The sequence below is a fragment of the Streptomyces sp. NPDC090088 genome, assembly GCF_044747345.1.
Lineage (GTDB): Bacteria > Actinomycetota > Actinomycetes > Streptomycetales > Streptomycetaceae > Streptomyces.
In genome coordinates this window covers 527,617-541,476 of record NZ_JBIVDZ010000001.1, presented here as the reverse complement: position 1 = coordinate 541,476, position 13,860 = coordinate 527,617, and the positions used below count along the sequence as shown (strand labels likewise).

General features: G+C 73.2%; 10 protein-coding genes. 6 read left to right on the top strand and 4 right to left on the bottom strand.

Going from position 1 to position 13,860, the window contains the following annotated elements; translation table 11 throughout:
• Nucleotides 1–49 precede the first annotated feature (49 nt).
• From ACIPSJ_RS02525 to ACIPSJ_RS02510, 4 genes are all read left to right on the top strand, one after another.
• Nucleotides 50–2,515 carry a tetratricopeptide repeat protein gene (locus ACIPSJ_RS02525; protein ID WP_401344537.1) on the top strand — a complete coding sequence of 822 codons (2,466 nt, stop codon included), beginning with the start codon at nucleotides 50–52 and terminating at the stop codon, nucleotides 2,513–2,515.
• 3 nt (nucleotides 2,516–2,518) lie between these two features.
• Nucleotides 2,519–3,880 carry a protein phosphatase 2C domain-containing protein gene (locus ACIPSJ_RS02520; protein WP_401342876.1) on the top strand — a complete coding sequence of 454 codons (1,362 nt, stop codon included), beginning with the start codon at nucleotides 2,519–2,521 and terminating at the stop codon, nucleotides 3,878–3,880.
• A gap of 108 nt (nucleotides 3,881–3,988) precedes the next feature.
• On the top strand, nucleotides 3,989–5,329 hold the full coding sequence (locus ACIPSJ_RS02515) for a VWA domain-containing protein (RefSeq protein ID WP_359223704.1): 1,341 nt from the start codon (nucleotides 3,989–3,991) through the stop codon (nucleotides 5,327–5,329).
• 53 nt (nucleotides 5,330–5,382) lie between these two features.
• Entirely contained in the window at nucleotides 5,383–6,945 is a 1,563-nt protein-coding gene (locus tag ACIPSJ_RS02510) for an FHA domain-containing protein (RefSeq protein ID WP_401342874.1), read from the top strand.
• An 89-nt stretch (nucleotides 6,946–7,034) separates the two neighbouring features.
• Here the strand turns inward: ACIPSJ_RS02510 and ACIPSJ_RS02505 are convergent, their stop codons facing one another.
• Nucleotides 7,035–8,021 carry a methyltransferase domain-containing protein gene (locus tag ACIPSJ_RS02505; protein ID WP_401342873.1) on the bottom strand — a complete coding sequence of 329 codons (987 nt, stop codon included), beginning with the start codon at nucleotides 8,019–8,021 and terminating at the stop codon, nucleotides 7,035–7,037.
• A 96-nt stretch (nucleotides 8,022–8,117) separates the two neighbouring features.
• Between ACIPSJ_RS02505 and ACIPSJ_RS02500 the strand changes: the two genes are divergently transcribed.
• Nucleotides 8,118–8,522, top strand: coding sequence for a globin (locus tag ACIPSJ_RS02500; protein ID WP_355711757.1), 405 nt, complete (start codon nucleotides 8,118–8,120; stop codon nucleotides 8,520–8,522).
• A gap of 13 nt (nucleotides 8,523–8,535) precedes the next feature.
• Here ACIPSJ_RS02500 and ACIPSJ_RS02495 read toward each other — a convergent pair whose 3' ends face one another.
• The 3 genes from ACIPSJ_RS02495 to ettA are packed head-to-tail and all read right to left on the bottom strand — an operon-like array spanning nucleotide 8,536 to nucleotide 11,315.
• Nucleotides 8,536–9,234 carry a hypothetical protein gene (locus tag ACIPSJ_RS02495; RefSeq protein ID WP_401342871.1) on the bottom strand — a complete coding sequence of 233 codons (699 nt, stop codon included), beginning with the start codon at nucleotides 9,232–9,234 and terminating at the stop codon, nucleotides 8,536–8,538.
• On the bottom strand, nucleotides 9,231–9,644 hold the full coding sequence (locus ACIPSJ_RS02490; protein ID WP_359223696.1) for a thioesterase family protein: 414 nt from the start codon (nucleotides 9,642–9,644) through the stop codon (nucleotides 9,231–9,233). Before ACIPSJ_RS02490 ends, ACIPSJ_RS02495 begins: the two co-directional genes overlap by 4 nt.
• A 6-nt stretch (nucleotides 9,645–9,650) precedes the next feature.
• Nucleotides 9,651–11,315 (bottom strand): energy-dependent translational throttle protein EttA, encoded by a 1,665-nt coding sequence (gene ettA, locus ACIPSJ_RS02485; RefSeq protein WP_359223694.1) that lies wholly within the window; start codon nucleotides 11,313–11,315, stop codon nucleotides 9,651–9,653.
• A 491-nt stretch (nucleotides 11,316–11,806) separates the two neighbouring features.
• Here ettA and ACIPSJ_RS02480 point away from each other — a divergent pair, with 491 nt between their 5' ends.
• Nucleotides 11,807–13,858, top strand: a complete 2,052-nt coding sequence (locus ACIPSJ_RS02480) for an ATP-binding protein (protein WP_401342869.1) — start codon at nucleotides 11,807–11,809, stop codon at nucleotides 13,856–13,858.
• Nucleotides 13,859–13,860 lie beyond the last annotated feature (2 nt).

Sequence of the window (13,860 nt, the reverse complement as noted above, 5' to 3'; positions counted from 1 at the left end):
GGCGGGACAGACGTGCCAGCGACCCGGCTGCGAGGGGTCGTACGAGGACATGGGCGGCGGTGAGCTGTACTGCGACACCTGCGGTCTGGCCCCGGTCGTCCCGGCCGGGGATCCGTCCGCCGAGGGAGGGATGCTCGGGGCGACGGCCACCGGGATCACGGCCGGCGGCAAGGGCTCGGCGGGCAGCGGGAGTTCGCGCTCCGGCAGCCGAGGCAGCTCGCGTACGTCGTCGCAGTCGTCGAAGTCGCGGCGCTCGGTCTCCGGGCGGCTGTCGCGGTCCCTGTCGGGCAAGTCGACGGGCCGCTCGGTGTCGGTGCGCAGCTCCGGTTCGTCGGCCAGCGCCTCGGCGCGCAGCCGGCTGGGCGCCGGTCTGGTGACGGTCCCGCAGGTGCCGCGGCCGGACCCGCGCGAGATGGTCCTGGAGAACCCCGAGGTGCCCGAGCGCAAGCGGTTCTGCTCGCGCTCGGACTGCGGGGCGCCGGTCGGGCGCGGACGCGGTGACCGGCCGGGGCGGACCGAGGGCTTCTGCACCAAGTGCGGCAACCCGTACTCGTTCGTGCCCAAGCTCAAGGGCGGGGACGTGGTGCACGGCCAGTACGAGGTCGCGGGCTGTCTGGCGCACGGCGGCCTGGGCTGGATCTACCTCGCCGTGGACCGGGCCGTCGCCGACCGCTGGGTGGTCCTCAAGGGCCTCCTGGACACCGGCGACCAGGACGCGATGGAGGCGGCGATCTCCGAGCGGCGGTTCCTCGCGGAGATCGAGCACGCCAACATCGTGCGGATCTACAACTTCGTCGAGCACCTCGACCAGCGCACCGGCTCCCTCGACGGCTACATCGTCATGGAGTACGTGGGCGGCAAGTCCCTGAAGGAGATCGCCAACGACCGGCGCACCCCGGAGGGCCGCCGGGACCCGCTGCCGGTGGAGCAGGCGTGTGCCTACGGCATCGAGGCGCTGGAGGCCCTCGGCCATCTGCACAGCCGCAACCTCCTCTACTGCGACTTCAAGGTCGACAACGCCATCCAGACCGAGGACCAGCTCAAGCTGATCGACATGGGCGCGGTGCGCAGGATGGACGACGAGGAGTCGGCCATCTACGGCACGGTGGGCTACCAGGCCCCGGAGGTCGCCGAGGTCGGCCCGTCGGTCGCGTCCGACCTGTACACGGTCGGCCGTACCCTCGCGGTCCTCACCTTCGACTTCCAGGGCTACACGACCGTCTTCGTGGACTCGCTGCCCGACCCGGACAACATCGAGGTGTTCCGGCAGTACGAGTCCTTCTACCGGCTGCTGGTCCGGGCCACCGACCCGGACCCGGCGCGCCGGTTCGCCTCCGCGCAGGAGATGGCCGAGCAGCTGACCGGTGTGCTGCGCGAGGTGGTGTCGGTGCAGACCGGCACGGCCCGGCCCGCGCTGTCGACGCTGTTCGGGCCCGAGGTGAAGGTCACGGACACCGAGCTGTTCCCGAAGCTGGCCGGGGACGTGTCCCGGCTGGGGGCGCGGGCGGTGGCCTCCAGATCGCTGGCGCTGGAGCCGGCGGGAGCGGGGCCGGCCGCCGCCGACCCCGCCCTGGTGAAGACCGTCGCCACCCCGGTCGCCGGCCTCGCCCTGCCGGTCCCGCTGGTCGATCCGAACGACCCGAACGCCGGTTTCCTCGCGGGCCTGATGATGACCTCGGCACCGGGCGAGCTGCTCGGGGCGCTGGCCGCCGCGCCGGCGCAGACCGTGGAGACCCGGCTGCGCCAGGTCCGGGCCCGGCTGGAGAGCGGCGACCACGAGGCCGCCCTGACCGCGCTGGGCGCGCTGGAGGACGAGCAGCCGGACGACTGGCGGGTGGTCTGGTACCGGGGCGTTGCCGCCCTGGTCACCGGCGACTTCGAGGGCGCCGCACTGTCCTTCGACGCGATCTACGACGCCTTCCCGGGCGAGAGCGCGCCCAAGCTGGCGCTCGGCCTGTGCGCGGAGGTGCTGGGCCAGCTGGACAACGCGGCCGAGTACTACCGGCTGGTGTGGGCGACCGACCCGAGCTTCGTCAGCTCCGCCTTCGGGCTGGCCCGGGTGCGGCTGGCGGCCGGGGACCGGCGCGCTGCCGTACGGACCCTGGAGTCGGTGCCGGAGGCCTCGATCCACTTCACGGCGGCCCGGGTGGCGGCCGTACGGGCGCGCCTGCGGCACCGGACCGCGGCGGCCGACGACACGCCGTTCCTGGACGATCTGACGGCCTCCGCGGGGCAGATCGAGGCGCTGGACGCGTACGGTCTGGATCCGGCCCGGCGCGAGCAGTTGTCGGCGGAAGTCCTCGGCTGCGCGCTGGACTGGATACTCTCCGGGGGCCGGGGCGGCGAGGCCGTCGGCGGCAGCCGGGTACTGCTCGGCAGTGGTCTGGACGAGCGGGGCCTCCGCTTCGGCCTGGAGCGCTCGTACCGCACGCTGGCCAGACTGGCGACCGGCGGCGAGGAGAGGATCGACCTGGTGGAACGGGCCAACCGTTACCGCCCCCGGACGTGGGTGTAGTTGATGTCGCAGATGCCCCAGCAGGCCGCACCGGCGAAGTGCCCGAGCTGCGCCGAGCCCCTCGAATCGGGTGATCTCTTCTGCGGTGCGTGCGGGTACGACCTGTCGGCCGTGCCCGCCGCGCCGCAGGACCACCCGACCCTCACCATGGGCGCCTCCGGTGTGGGATCCTCGGGTGTGGACTGGCCCCCGCCCGAACCGCAGAGTCCCGGTACGCCGGCGGCCCCGCATCTGCCGACGGACCTGCCCGGCACGGACTCGGGCGGCAAGCCGCTGCCCGGCGCTCCGGCGCACGGTTCACCGGTGTCGCCGGCCTCCGGGGTGCGTTTCGACCGGCCGCCGGAGCCGGACGACTACCCGCTGCAGGCGCCCGACCCGAGGATCGCCGCCTCCGCCGCGGAGACCGCCGACACCTCCGAAGCCTCCGGGTCCGCCGACACCGTCGAGACCGTGAAGGTGTGCGTGGCCTGCCGGGCGGGCCGGGTCGACGACGACGGCTACTGCGAGAACTGCGGGCACGCCCAGCCGCGCGAGCGCGACCACATGGAGCAGGAGTCCGGTCCGGTGGCCGCCGTCAGCGACCGCGGGCTGCGCCACCACCGCAACGAGGACGCGTTCGCCGTCGAGCACACCGCGCTGCCCGACGGCACCCCGGCCACCCTGGCGGTCGTCTGCGACGGCGTCTCCTCGGCGACCCGCCCCGACGAGGCCTCCATGGCCGCCTCCCGGGCCGCGGGCGAGGCGCTGCTGGCCGCGCTGGGCCAGGGCACGCACCCGCAGCAGGCGATGCACGAGGCGATCGTCGCCGCCTCCCAGGCGGTGAACGCCCTCGCCGAGGAGCCGCCCTCGGCCCGTGAGCACACCCCGCACCAGAACGCCCCGGCGTGCACGATCGTCGGCTCGATCGTCACCCCGGGCCTGCTGGTCGTCGGCTGGGTCGGCGACAGCCGCGCCTACTGGGTGCCGGTGGACCGGAGCTCGCCGGCGGCCCGGCTCACCGAGGACGACTCCTGGGCCGCGCAGATGGTGGCCGCGGGACTGATGAGCGAGGCGGAGGCGTACGCCGACGAGCGCGCCCACGCGATCACCGGCTGGCTCGGCGCCGACGCCTACGAACTGGAGCCGCACACCGCTTCCTTCAAGCCGGACCGGCCTGGTGTGGTGGTGGTGTGCACGGACGGTCTGTGGAACTACGCGGAGACGGCCGAGGAGATGTCCGAGGTCGTCCCCGCCGACGCCGCGCTACGACCGCTGCACGCGGCCCGGGTCCTGGTCGGTCACGCCCTGGACGGCGGGGGCCACGACAACGTAACAGTGGCGCTGCTGCCGTTCCCGGCGACCGCGCAGGGGGCAGGATCCGCCTGAGGCCGCGCAAAACGGCCGCAAACGGGGAAGTACCCGCGGACCGGAGGGGACCGGTCCGCACATCGTCAGCACCCATCAGGCGTGGGGTGGAGGGGGACCGGAGCAGTCATGGCCAATTTCTCGAAATCGAGCGTGCCGCAGTTCTCGGTGGACGTGTACCAGAACGAGTACCTGCCGGACGGCGGCCGTGAGGTCAACGCGATCGTCACGGTGACGGCGACCGGCGGGGGCACCGTCGGGACCGCGGTCGGGGCGTCGTACGCACCCGGGCAGGGGCCCTCCGCCGGGGTGGCGGTCATGGTCGACTGCTCGGGGTCGATGGACTACCCGCCCACCAAGATGCGCAACGCCCGGGACGCCACGGCGGCCGCGATCGACACCCTGCGCGACGGCACCCACTTCGCGGTGATCGGCGGCACCCATGTCGCCAAGGAGGTCTACCCGGGCGGCGGCGCGCTCGCGGTGGCCGACCGCACCACCCGGGAGCAGGCCAAGCAGGCGCTGCGCAGGCTGAGCGCGGGCGGCGGTACGGCGATCGGCACCTGGCTGCGCCTCGCCGACCGGCTGCTCTCCTCTGCGGACGTCGCCATCCGGCACGGCATCCTGCTCACCGACGGCCGCAACGAGCACGAGTCGCCCGAGGACCTGAAGGCCGCCCTGGACTCCTGCGCCGGACGCTTCACCTGTGACGCCCGGGGCGTGGGCACCGACTGGGAAGTGAAAGAAGTCACAGGGATAGCCTCCGCGCTGCTCGGCACCGCCGACATCGTCGCCGATCCCACCGGTCTCGCCGCCGACTTCACGCAGATGATGGAGACGGCGATGGGCAAGGAGGTCGCGGACGTGGCGCTGCGGCTGTGGACTCCGGTCGGCACGACCATCAAGTACGTCAAGCAAGTCGCGCCCACCGTGGAGCAGTTGACCGACCGCCGCACCGAGGCGGGGCCGCGCGCCGGGGACTACCCGACCGGCTCCTGGGGCGACGAGTCCCGCGACTACCACGTCTGCGTGGAGGTCCCCTCGGCCGGTCTCGGCCAGGAAATGCTCGCCGCCCGCGTCTCGTTGGTCGTCCCGCAGCCCGACGGAAGCGTCCAGAACCTGGGCGCACAGGGCCTGATCAGGGCGGTCTGGACGGACGACATGGCCGCCTCCACCTCCATCAACCCCCAGGTCGCCCACTACACCGGCCAGGCCGAACTGGCACAAGCCATCCAACAGGGGCTGGATCTCCGCAAAGCGGGCGATATGGACGGAGCAACCGCCAAACTGGGTCGGGCCGTTCAGTTGGCAAGCGCTTCCGGGAACGCGGATACTGCGAAACTGCTTGCGAAGGTGGTGGACGTGGTCGACGCCGCGACGGGTACTGTGCGACTGAAAGCGAAGGTTGCGGAGGCCGACGAGATGACTCTCGAGACAAGGTCCACAAAGACTGTTCGTGTAAAGAAGTGAACCAGCAGTACATGGCCTAGCAGTGCACGCAGGACAGAGAGGGAAGCACCGACATGCCGACCTGCCCGAACGGACACCAGTCGGTTTCCGACGACTGGTGCGAGGTGTGCGGTCACCGCATGGCCGGTGCCGTGCCTCCGCCGCCCCCGCCCCCGCCGACCTCCGGCGGCGGCTACGGCTTCCCGCCGCCCCCGCCCGGCGCCCAGGCCGGCGGACGTCATCTCTCCTCGGTGCCGAACTCGCCCGAGCCGGAGCTGTGCCCGCAGTGCCGTACGCCCCGTGAGGGCGGTGCTCCGTTCTGCGAGGAGTGCCGCTGGAACTTCCTCACCAACACGGCCACCTCGTACACCCCCGCCGCCCCGCGCCCGTCGGCGGGCGGCGGCCCGGCCGCGCCGACCTTCCGGCCGCCCGCCCCGCCGTCGTACGGCGGCAACACCGACTCGTACGAGTACCAGGGCTCGCGCCCCTCGCAGATGAACCGCCCCGCCGAGCCCATCCCCTCCTTCGGCAGCGAGCCCTCGGGCCCCACGCCGTTCGGCGGCGACCGCGGCGGCCCGTCGGGTCCCCCGGCCCCTCCGGCGTACGGCGGTGACCGCGGCCAGTCCGGCCCTCCGGCGTACGGTGGCGACCGCGGCCAGCAGGGCCCTCCGCCGTTCGGTGGCGACCGCGGCCAGCAGGGCCCTCCGCCGTTCGGTGGCGACCGCGGCCAGCAGGGCCCCCCGGCCTTCGGCGGCGACCGCGGCCAGCAGGGCCCCCCGGCCTTCGGTGGCGAGCGCGGGCCCTCGGCGCCGCCCTCGCCGTACGGCGGTGCCCCGGGCCAGAACCCGGGCGGCCCGTCCGCCTTCGGCGGCGCCCCCGGCACCGGCCAGGCCGCCGGTCCCTTCACCCGCGATCCCTCCGGCGGACCGGCCGGCGGTCCCTTCGGCGGGGACCCGTCCCGGCCGCCGGTCCCGCCGCAGACCGCCGGTGGCGCTCCCGGCGCCTTCCAGCAGTCCGCGCCGACCGGCTTCCCGCAGGAGACCACCCGGCCCCCGGCCGGTGGTCCGCCCTTCGGCGGCGCCGACGACGACTGGGTGATCTCCCCGCCGTCGGCCACGGGCCCGGCCGGCCCCGGCGCCCCCGCCGGCCGTCCGGGCGGCTACGGCTACCCGCAGCCCGGCGCCACGCAGGCCCCGCCCGGCCCCGGCTTCCCGCAGGCCCCGCAGGGTCCGGCGACCTGGACGGCCACGATCGGCCCGGACCGCGAGTACTTCATGGCGATGATGCAGCGCTCGGGCCCGGAGGCGGCCGGCCTCAACCTGCCCGCGTACTCCCCCGAGCAGCAGCGCACCCTCAGCGGCAACCAGGTCACCATCGGCCGCCGCCGGCACTCCACCGGCGACACCCCCGACATCGACCTCGCGGTACCGCCGGAGGACCCGGGCGTCTCCCACCAGCACGCGGTCCTGGTCCAGCAGCCCGACGGCAGCTGGGCGGTCGTCGACCAGAACTCCACCAACGGCACCACGGTGAACGGCGGCGAGGACCCCATCCAGCCCTTCGTCCCGGTACCGCTGCAGGACGGGGACCGGGTGCACGTGGGCGCCTGGACGACGATCACGATTCGACGGGGCTGAGCCATGGCGCCCCGTAGGGGCGCGGGGCTGTATCGACATGCGGCTCCGCCGCGTGGGCGCGACCAGCCCCCACGGGCCGGCGGCCGACGTCAGACCGGGAGCGGCCACACACACGGCCCCTCCCGGTCGTCCAGCCACACCCACTCCCCCTCCTCCTCGACGCCCACCCCGTACCGCTCCCGCCCGGGCCTGCCCTCCCGCGCCCACACCTCATAGGCCTCCCGGGGACTGAGCACCCCCCGGGTCAGCTCCGCCAGGAACTGGAACGACTCGTCCCCCAGCGCCCCGGCCGGCACCCCACCCGCGTCCCCCACGCCCGCCACCCGCTCCACCCCCCGCAACGGCACGAAGAACGCCGCCGACGGCAGAAACCTCCCCTCGGCACATCCGCCCCGCACGGTCAGCGCCAGCAACCCCGTGGACACCGGCGCCAGGATCCGCGCCCCCTCCGCGCACTGCCCGACCCACGCCCGCGGCACACCCGGCAGCGCGCAGGTCGCGATGATCCGGTCGAACGGCGCCCGCTCCGGCACCCCCCGTGCCCCGTCCCCCGTGACGACGGCGGGCCGGTACCCCGCCGCCGCCAGATGCCGCCGCGCGGACTCGGCGATCTCCGGATCCACGTCGACGGTCGTGACCAGACCGTCGTCGCCAAGGCGGTGCGCCAGCAGCGCCGCGTTGTACCCGGTCCCCGCCCCGACCTCCAGCACCCGGTCCCCCTCGGACAACCGCAGTTCGACCAGCATCCGCGCCATCAGCGACGGCTGGCTGCTGGACGACAGCAGCTCACCGTCCCTCAGCCGGGTGGCCAGCGGTACGTCCTCGTACGCCCCGCGCAGCCACCGTTCCCGGGCCCCGGGGTCCGGGCTCTCGCCCCACCGGCGCTCGTACCCGCGCTCCCCGGCGACGTAGTAGTACGGCACGAACAGATGCCGGGGCACCGCCGTGAACGCCTCCCGCCACACCGGTTCCCCGGCCCAGACGCCCTCCGCGTCGATCTCCCGCACCAGCTCGGCCCGCGCCGCGGCGGCCTGCTCCTCGGTCTGCGCGTCGGTCTGCGCGTCGTAGGCGCCCATGCGTCCACCCTAGATCCGCGCCCCCGCTCCGCCCCTGCCCCCGCTCCCGGTCCTAAGCCTTGAGTCCTCGGTCACCCCGTCTGAGACCATGTACGGGTGAGAGAGATTCGGCGCGGCACGCTTCAGGAGAAGACCTTCTACGAGCAGGTCGGCGGGGAGGAGACGTTCCGCCGGCTGGTCCACCGTTTCTACGAGGGGGTCGCCGAGGACGAGCTCCTGCGGCCGATGTACCCCGAGGAGGACCTGGGCCCGGCCGAGGAGCGGCTCACCCTGTTCCTGATCCAGTACTGGGGCGGCCCCACGACGTACAGCGACAACCGCGGCCACCCGCGGCTGCGGATGCGGCACGCCCCGTTCACCGTGGACCGGGCGGCGCACGACGCCTGGCTGCGGCACATGCGGGTGGCGGTGGACGAGCTGGGCCTCTCCGAGGAGCACCGGGAACAGCTCTGGAACTACCTCACCTACGCGGCCGCCTCGATGGTCAACACCCCCGACTGACCGCGCCCGGCGCTCAGCGGACGCTGACGCCGAGCGCCCCGAGGCCCGCCCGCCGTACGGCGACCGACCCGAACGGCGTGCGCAGCCGCAGCCACGCTCCCGAGGACAGCAGCACGGCCTCGCCAGCCGCGTCGCCGGTCGCGCCGCCCGCGGCGGTCGGCCGCAGGAAGCCCAGCGACTGGGCGGCGTGCACGGCCCGTACCGGGAGCGGAGTGCCGCCGACGGTCCGGGACCAGATGTCCCGCCCGATCCGGTCGAGTTCGGCCCGGGTACGGCCGTCCGGCGCCAACTCCTGCGTACGGGACCGGAACTCACGCACCGCGGCGGCCACCGTCGCGCGCAGCGCCTGCGGCACGGGGAGCCCGGGCTCCGGCTGCCAGCCGCCCCTGGGCGGCAGCACCCCGGCCCACGGCGGGCCGGTCACCGTCCCCGGCACGGCGGCGGTGGCGGCCGGCTCGTCGAGCGACTCCAGCAGTTCCCCCGCCGACACGGTCACGTCGAGGGTGACGTCGAGTCCGTCCTCGTACGGCTTCGCGAGCCGTACCGCGCGGATCGCCAGCACCTCGAAGGACGGCGGCCGGCCGAAGACGGCGAGCGCGGTACCGGCCGCCTGCAGCCGTACCGCGGCCGAGCGGTCGTAGTGGAGCAGCCGGGAGAGGAAGGCGGCGAGGTCCGCCGTCTCCCCCTCGTCGGCCAGATGGAGCACCGTCATGCGGCGACGGCCTCCTCCTTGTCGTCGTCGCGGTACTCCGCGAGGAAGTCCCGCTCGTCGGCCGTGATCCGGCGCGGCCGCCCGGTCTCGAAGTCGAACGGCACGACGACCGTCGAGGCCTTTACGTAGACCAGGTCCTCGTCCTTCACCTCGTAGGTGACGGTGAAGGACGCGGCCCTGATCTCGGTGACCCACAGCTCGATGTCGACCGGGTGGTGCCGGTGGACGAGCTGCCGCTTGTAGTCGATCTCGTGGCGCGCCACGACCGACCCCTGCTTGAACTCCTTGTCCGGCCGGAACAGCCAGTCGATCCGGGCCTCCTCCAGGTAACGGACGAAGACCGCGTTGTTGACATGGCCGTACGCGTCCATGTCGGACCAGCGCAGCGGGCAGCGGTAGATGTGGCGCAAGATCGATCAGCCCCGGGTCAGCTTCTTGTAGGTGGCACGGTGCGGACGCGCGGCGTCCGGTCCGAGCCGCTCGATCTTGTTCTTCTCGTACGACTCGAAGTTGCCCTCGAACCAGAACCACTTGGACTCGCCCTCGTAGGCGAGGATGTGGGTGGCGACCCGGTCGAGGAACCAGCGGTCGTGGGAGACGACCACGGCCGCGCCGGGGAACTCGAGGAGCGCGTTCTCCAGGGAGGACAGGGTCTCGACGTCGAGGTCGTTCGTCGGCTCGTCGAGGAGCAGCAGGTTGCCGCCCTGCTTGAGGGTGAGCGCCAGGTTGAGGCGGTTGCGCTCACCGCCGGAGAGCACACCGGCCGGCTTCTGCTGGTCCGGGCCCTTGAACCCGAAGGCGGAGACGTAGGCGCGGCTCGGCATCTCGACCTGGCCCACGTTGATGTAGTCCAGCTCGTCGGAGACGACCGCCCACAGGGTCTTCTTCGGGTCGATGTTGGCGCGGCTCTGGTCGACGTACGAGATCTTGACGGTCTCGCCGACCTTGATGGCGCCGGAGTCCGGGGTCTCCAGACCCTGGATCATCTTGAAGAGGGTGGTCTTGCCGGCGCCGTTCGGGCCGATGACGCCGACGATGCCGTTGCGCGGCAGCGTGAAGCTCAGGTCGTCGATGAGGACCTTGTCGCCGAAGCCCTTGGAGAGGTTGGTGACCTCGACGACGATGCTGCCGAGCCGGGGGCCCGGCGGGATCTGGATCTCCTCGAAGTCCAGCTTCCGCATCTTGTCGGCCTCGGCGGCCATCTCCTCGTAGCGGGCGAGGCGGGCCTTGGACTTGGCCTGACGCCCCTTGGCGTTGGACCGCACCCACTCCAGCTCTTCCTTGAGCCGCTTCTGCCGCTTGGCGTCCTTCTGGCCCTCGACCTTGAGACGGGTGGCCTTGGTCTCCAGGTACTTGGAGTAGTTGCCCTCGTAGCCGTGCAGCCGGCCGCGGTCGACCTCGCAGATCCAGCCGGCGACGTTGTCGAGGAAGTACCGGTCGTGGGTCACGGCCACGATGGTGCCCTCGTACTTGGCGAGGTGCTGCTCCAGCCAGTTCACCGACTCGGCGTCGAGGTGGTTGGTGGGCTCGTCGAGGAGCAGCAGGTCGGGGGCCTCCAGCAGCAGCTTGCAGAGCGCCACGCGCCGCTTCTCACCACCGGAGAGGGTGGTGACCTGCCAGTCGCCGGGCGGGCAGCCGAGCGCGTCCATGGCCTGCTCCAGCTGAGCGTCCAGGTCCCACGCGTTGGCGTGGTCGAGCTCCTCCTGCAGCTTGCCCATCTCGTCGAGCAGCGCGTCGGAGTAGTCGGTCGCCATCAGCTCGGCGATCTCGTTGAACCGGTCGAGCTTGCCCTTGACCTCGGCGACACCCTCCTGGACGTTCTCCAGGACGGTCTTGTCCTCGTTGAGCTTCGGCTCCTGCATCAGGATGCCGACGCTGTATCCGGGCGACAGGAAGGCGTCACCGTTCGACGGCTGGTCCAGCCCCGCCATGATCTTCAGAATGGTCGACTTACCCGCGCCGTTCGGCCCGACCACACCGATCTTCGCGCCGGGCAGGAAGTTCAGCGAGACGTCGTCAAGGATGACCTTGTCGCCGATTGCCTTGCGCGTCTTGCGCATGGTGTAGATGTACTCAGCCAAGAGAAACCGTCCGGCAGCTTGAAATCTGGCAGTGGGCAGATACACCCCATCTTGCCGTAAGGCCAGCCCTGCGCGGAAACTCGTTAGGTCGGGGGGCTGTGACCTGGGGTTTCCTCCGGGGCGGTGATCGCCGGGACCGTCGGGGTGCTCGGCTGTGCGCTGATCGCTGTGGCCGTTGTGTGTGTGGCCGCGGTTGTTGCGTGTCTCTACGTTGTGATGGCGATGGACCACGGAGGATCCTGACGTGGTTGCGCCGCCCCCCAATGTGATCGCGCCCGGCGCGAGTGGGTGCGGCCCTGTGGGTCGCGGCGCCGGCGTCCCGCTGCTCGGTGGTGGCTTGCGAGGGGGTGCGTCAACGTCGGGGTGGGTGGGTGAGGGGGCGGGGGCTTGGGGTGTCGTGACAGGCCAGGGGTGCGGTGGGGGTGGGGGGAAGGGTGGAGGCGCGGGGCGGGTGGCGGGGGGTGCGGGAGGATGGCGCGGTGTTGAGGACGATGCCGGATGACGAGAGTTCCTTCGTCGGCAGGGCCGCGGAGCTGCGCCGGATCGGTGCGGCGCTGTTCAGGGGGCGGCTGGTCACGCTGACCGGTCCCGGCGGGGTCGGCAAGACCCGGCTCGCCCGGCGCGTGGTGGCGCTGGGCACGCCGGCCGGTGTGGACGGTGTCGCCTGGGCGGATCTGTCACCGCTGCACAACCCCGCGCTGCTGGCCGCCACCGTCGCGGGCGCCCTGGGTCTCTCCGACCACACCGCGCGGCCGCCCGCGGAGGCGGTCCGCTCGTGGGTGGGGGCCCGCCGGATCCTGCTGGTGCTGGACTGCTGCGAGCATCTGCCGGCCGCGTGCCGTGAGCTGGTGGGCGACCTTCTGACGGCCTGTCCGAACCTGCGTGTCCTGGCCACCAGCCGGGAGCCGCTGCGGGTCCGGGGCGAGTCGGTGCTGCCGGTCGAGCCGCCGGCGTCCGTGCACGAGGCGCTCGCCCTGTTCGCCGACCGCGCGGCGGCGGCCGGCAGTCCGCTCAAGGACGAGGAGGACCGGGAGCTGGCGACGGCCCTGTGCGAACGGCTGGAACGGCTGCCCCTGGCGCTGGAACTCGCCGCCGCGCAGCTGCGGGCCATGCCGCTGGCGGAGCTGTGCGCCCGGCCGCGCGCGGCCGTGGACCTGCCCGTGGCACCGCCGTACGCGACACCGCCCCGGCACGCGGCGCTGCGGACCACGATCGGCTGGAGCCACGAACTGTGCGGCCCCGTGGAGCGGCTGCTGTGGGCGAGGCTGTCCCATCTGCCGGGCCGTTTCGACGCCCACACCGCCTGCCAGGTGGCCGCCGGCGGGCCCCTCTCGCCCGGCGCGGTCCGGCAGCATCTGGCCGCGCTGTGCGCCAAGTCGGTCGTCACGGAACGGCACGGCACGTACCGGATGCTCGACGCGATCCGCGAGTACGGCCGCCGGTGGCTGGCCGCGCTGGGCGAGACCGCGACGGTCGCGGACCGGCACGCGGGCCATGTGCTCGCCGAGACCCGCCGGGCCCACGCCGAGTGGTTCGGCCCCGCCCAGCGCGGCTGGTACCGGCGGATCGCCTTCCTCCACTCCGACCTCCGGCTCGCGGCCGACCACCTGCTGGCCACCGACCCGGCCGCCGCCCTGGAGCTGATCGGTCATGTCACCTTCTTCTGGGTCTGTTCCGGGTACCTGTACGAGACACGGCAGTACCTGGAGCTGGCGATCCGGCTGGTGCCCGACGCGGGCCCGGACGAGAGCCGGGTGCAGGCGCTGTGGAGTCTGGGGCTGACCCGGACGCTCCAGGGGGACCACGGCCCGGCCCGGGAGACGGCGGTCGCCTGCCGGCGGGCGGCCGCGGCCGCCCTCGACGCCGAGGGGCTGGCCAGGGCCGCCTATCTGGAGGGCCTGCTGCACCTGCTGGAGGGCCGCCCGCTGGCCGCGCTGACCGTCGTCGAGGGGCCGCTGCGGGAGGCGGACGGCCGGAACGCCGAGAGCCCGGCGTCCGGTCCGCCGGAGGCGGAGGCGGCGACGGCGTTGTGCCGGCTCGTCCGGATCTTCGCCCTGACCGGGACCGGCCGGCTCGACCAGGCCCGCTCGGAGGCGCTGGGCCTGCACGAGGTCTGCGCCGCCTCGGACGAGCACTGGACCCGGTCCTACCTGGACCACCAGCTCGCGCTCATCGCCGTACTGGAGGGACGGACCCTGGACGCCGTCGGGCACGCCCGCGCCGTACTCGACGCCAAGCGCCACATCGGGGACGACTTCGGCATCGCCATGGCCCTGGACCTGCTCGCCATCGCGCTGTCCGACGCCGGGGAGGAGCGGTCCGCCGCCCACGCCTTCGGCGCCGCGCTCCGTTTCTGGGAGACGGTCGGTCATCCGCAGCGCGGCACACCGGAGATGGCCGCGCTGCGCGACGCGTGCGAGGAACGGCTCGTCCACGCCCTGGGCAGGCAGGAGTACGACCGTCTCCTGGACGCCGCCGCCGAACGCGAGCCGCGCGCCCTCCTGTCCTGGGCCACCCGCGGCGGTCCGCTGCCACCCCGGTGACG

Excerpts from the sequence above, each read along its gene's own strand:
- ACIPSJ_RS02525 (WP_401344537.1), top strand. The coding sequence starts at position 50 with ATGGGCGGCGGTGAGCTGTACTGCGACACCTGCGGTCTGGCCCCGGTC.
- ACIPSJ_RS02520 (WP_401342876.1), top strand. The coding sequence starts at position 2,519 with ATGTCGCAGATGCCCCAGCAGGCCGCACCGGCGAAGTGCCCGAGCTGC.
- ACIPSJ_RS02515 (WP_359223704.1), top strand. The coding sequence starts at position 3,989 with ATGGCCAATTTCTCGAAATCGAGCGTGCCGCAGTTCTCGGTGGACGTG.
- ACIPSJ_RS02510 (WP_401342874.1), top strand. The coding sequence starts at position 5,383 with ATGCCGACCTGCCCGAACGGACACCAGTCGGTTTCCGACGACTGGTGC.
- ACIPSJ_RS02505 (WP_401342873.1), bottom strand. The coding sequence starts at position 8,021 with ATGGGCGCCTACGACGCGCAGACCGACGCGCAGACCGAGGAGCAGGCC.
- ACIPSJ_RS02495 (WP_401342871.1), bottom strand. The coding sequence starts at position 9,234 with ATGACGGTGCTCCATCTGGCCGACGAGGGGGAGACGGCGGACCTCGCC.
- ACIPSJ_RS02480 (WP_401342869.1), top strand. The coding sequence starts at position 11,807 with ATGCCGGATGACGAGAGTTCCTTCGTCGGCAGGGCCGCGGAGCTGCGC.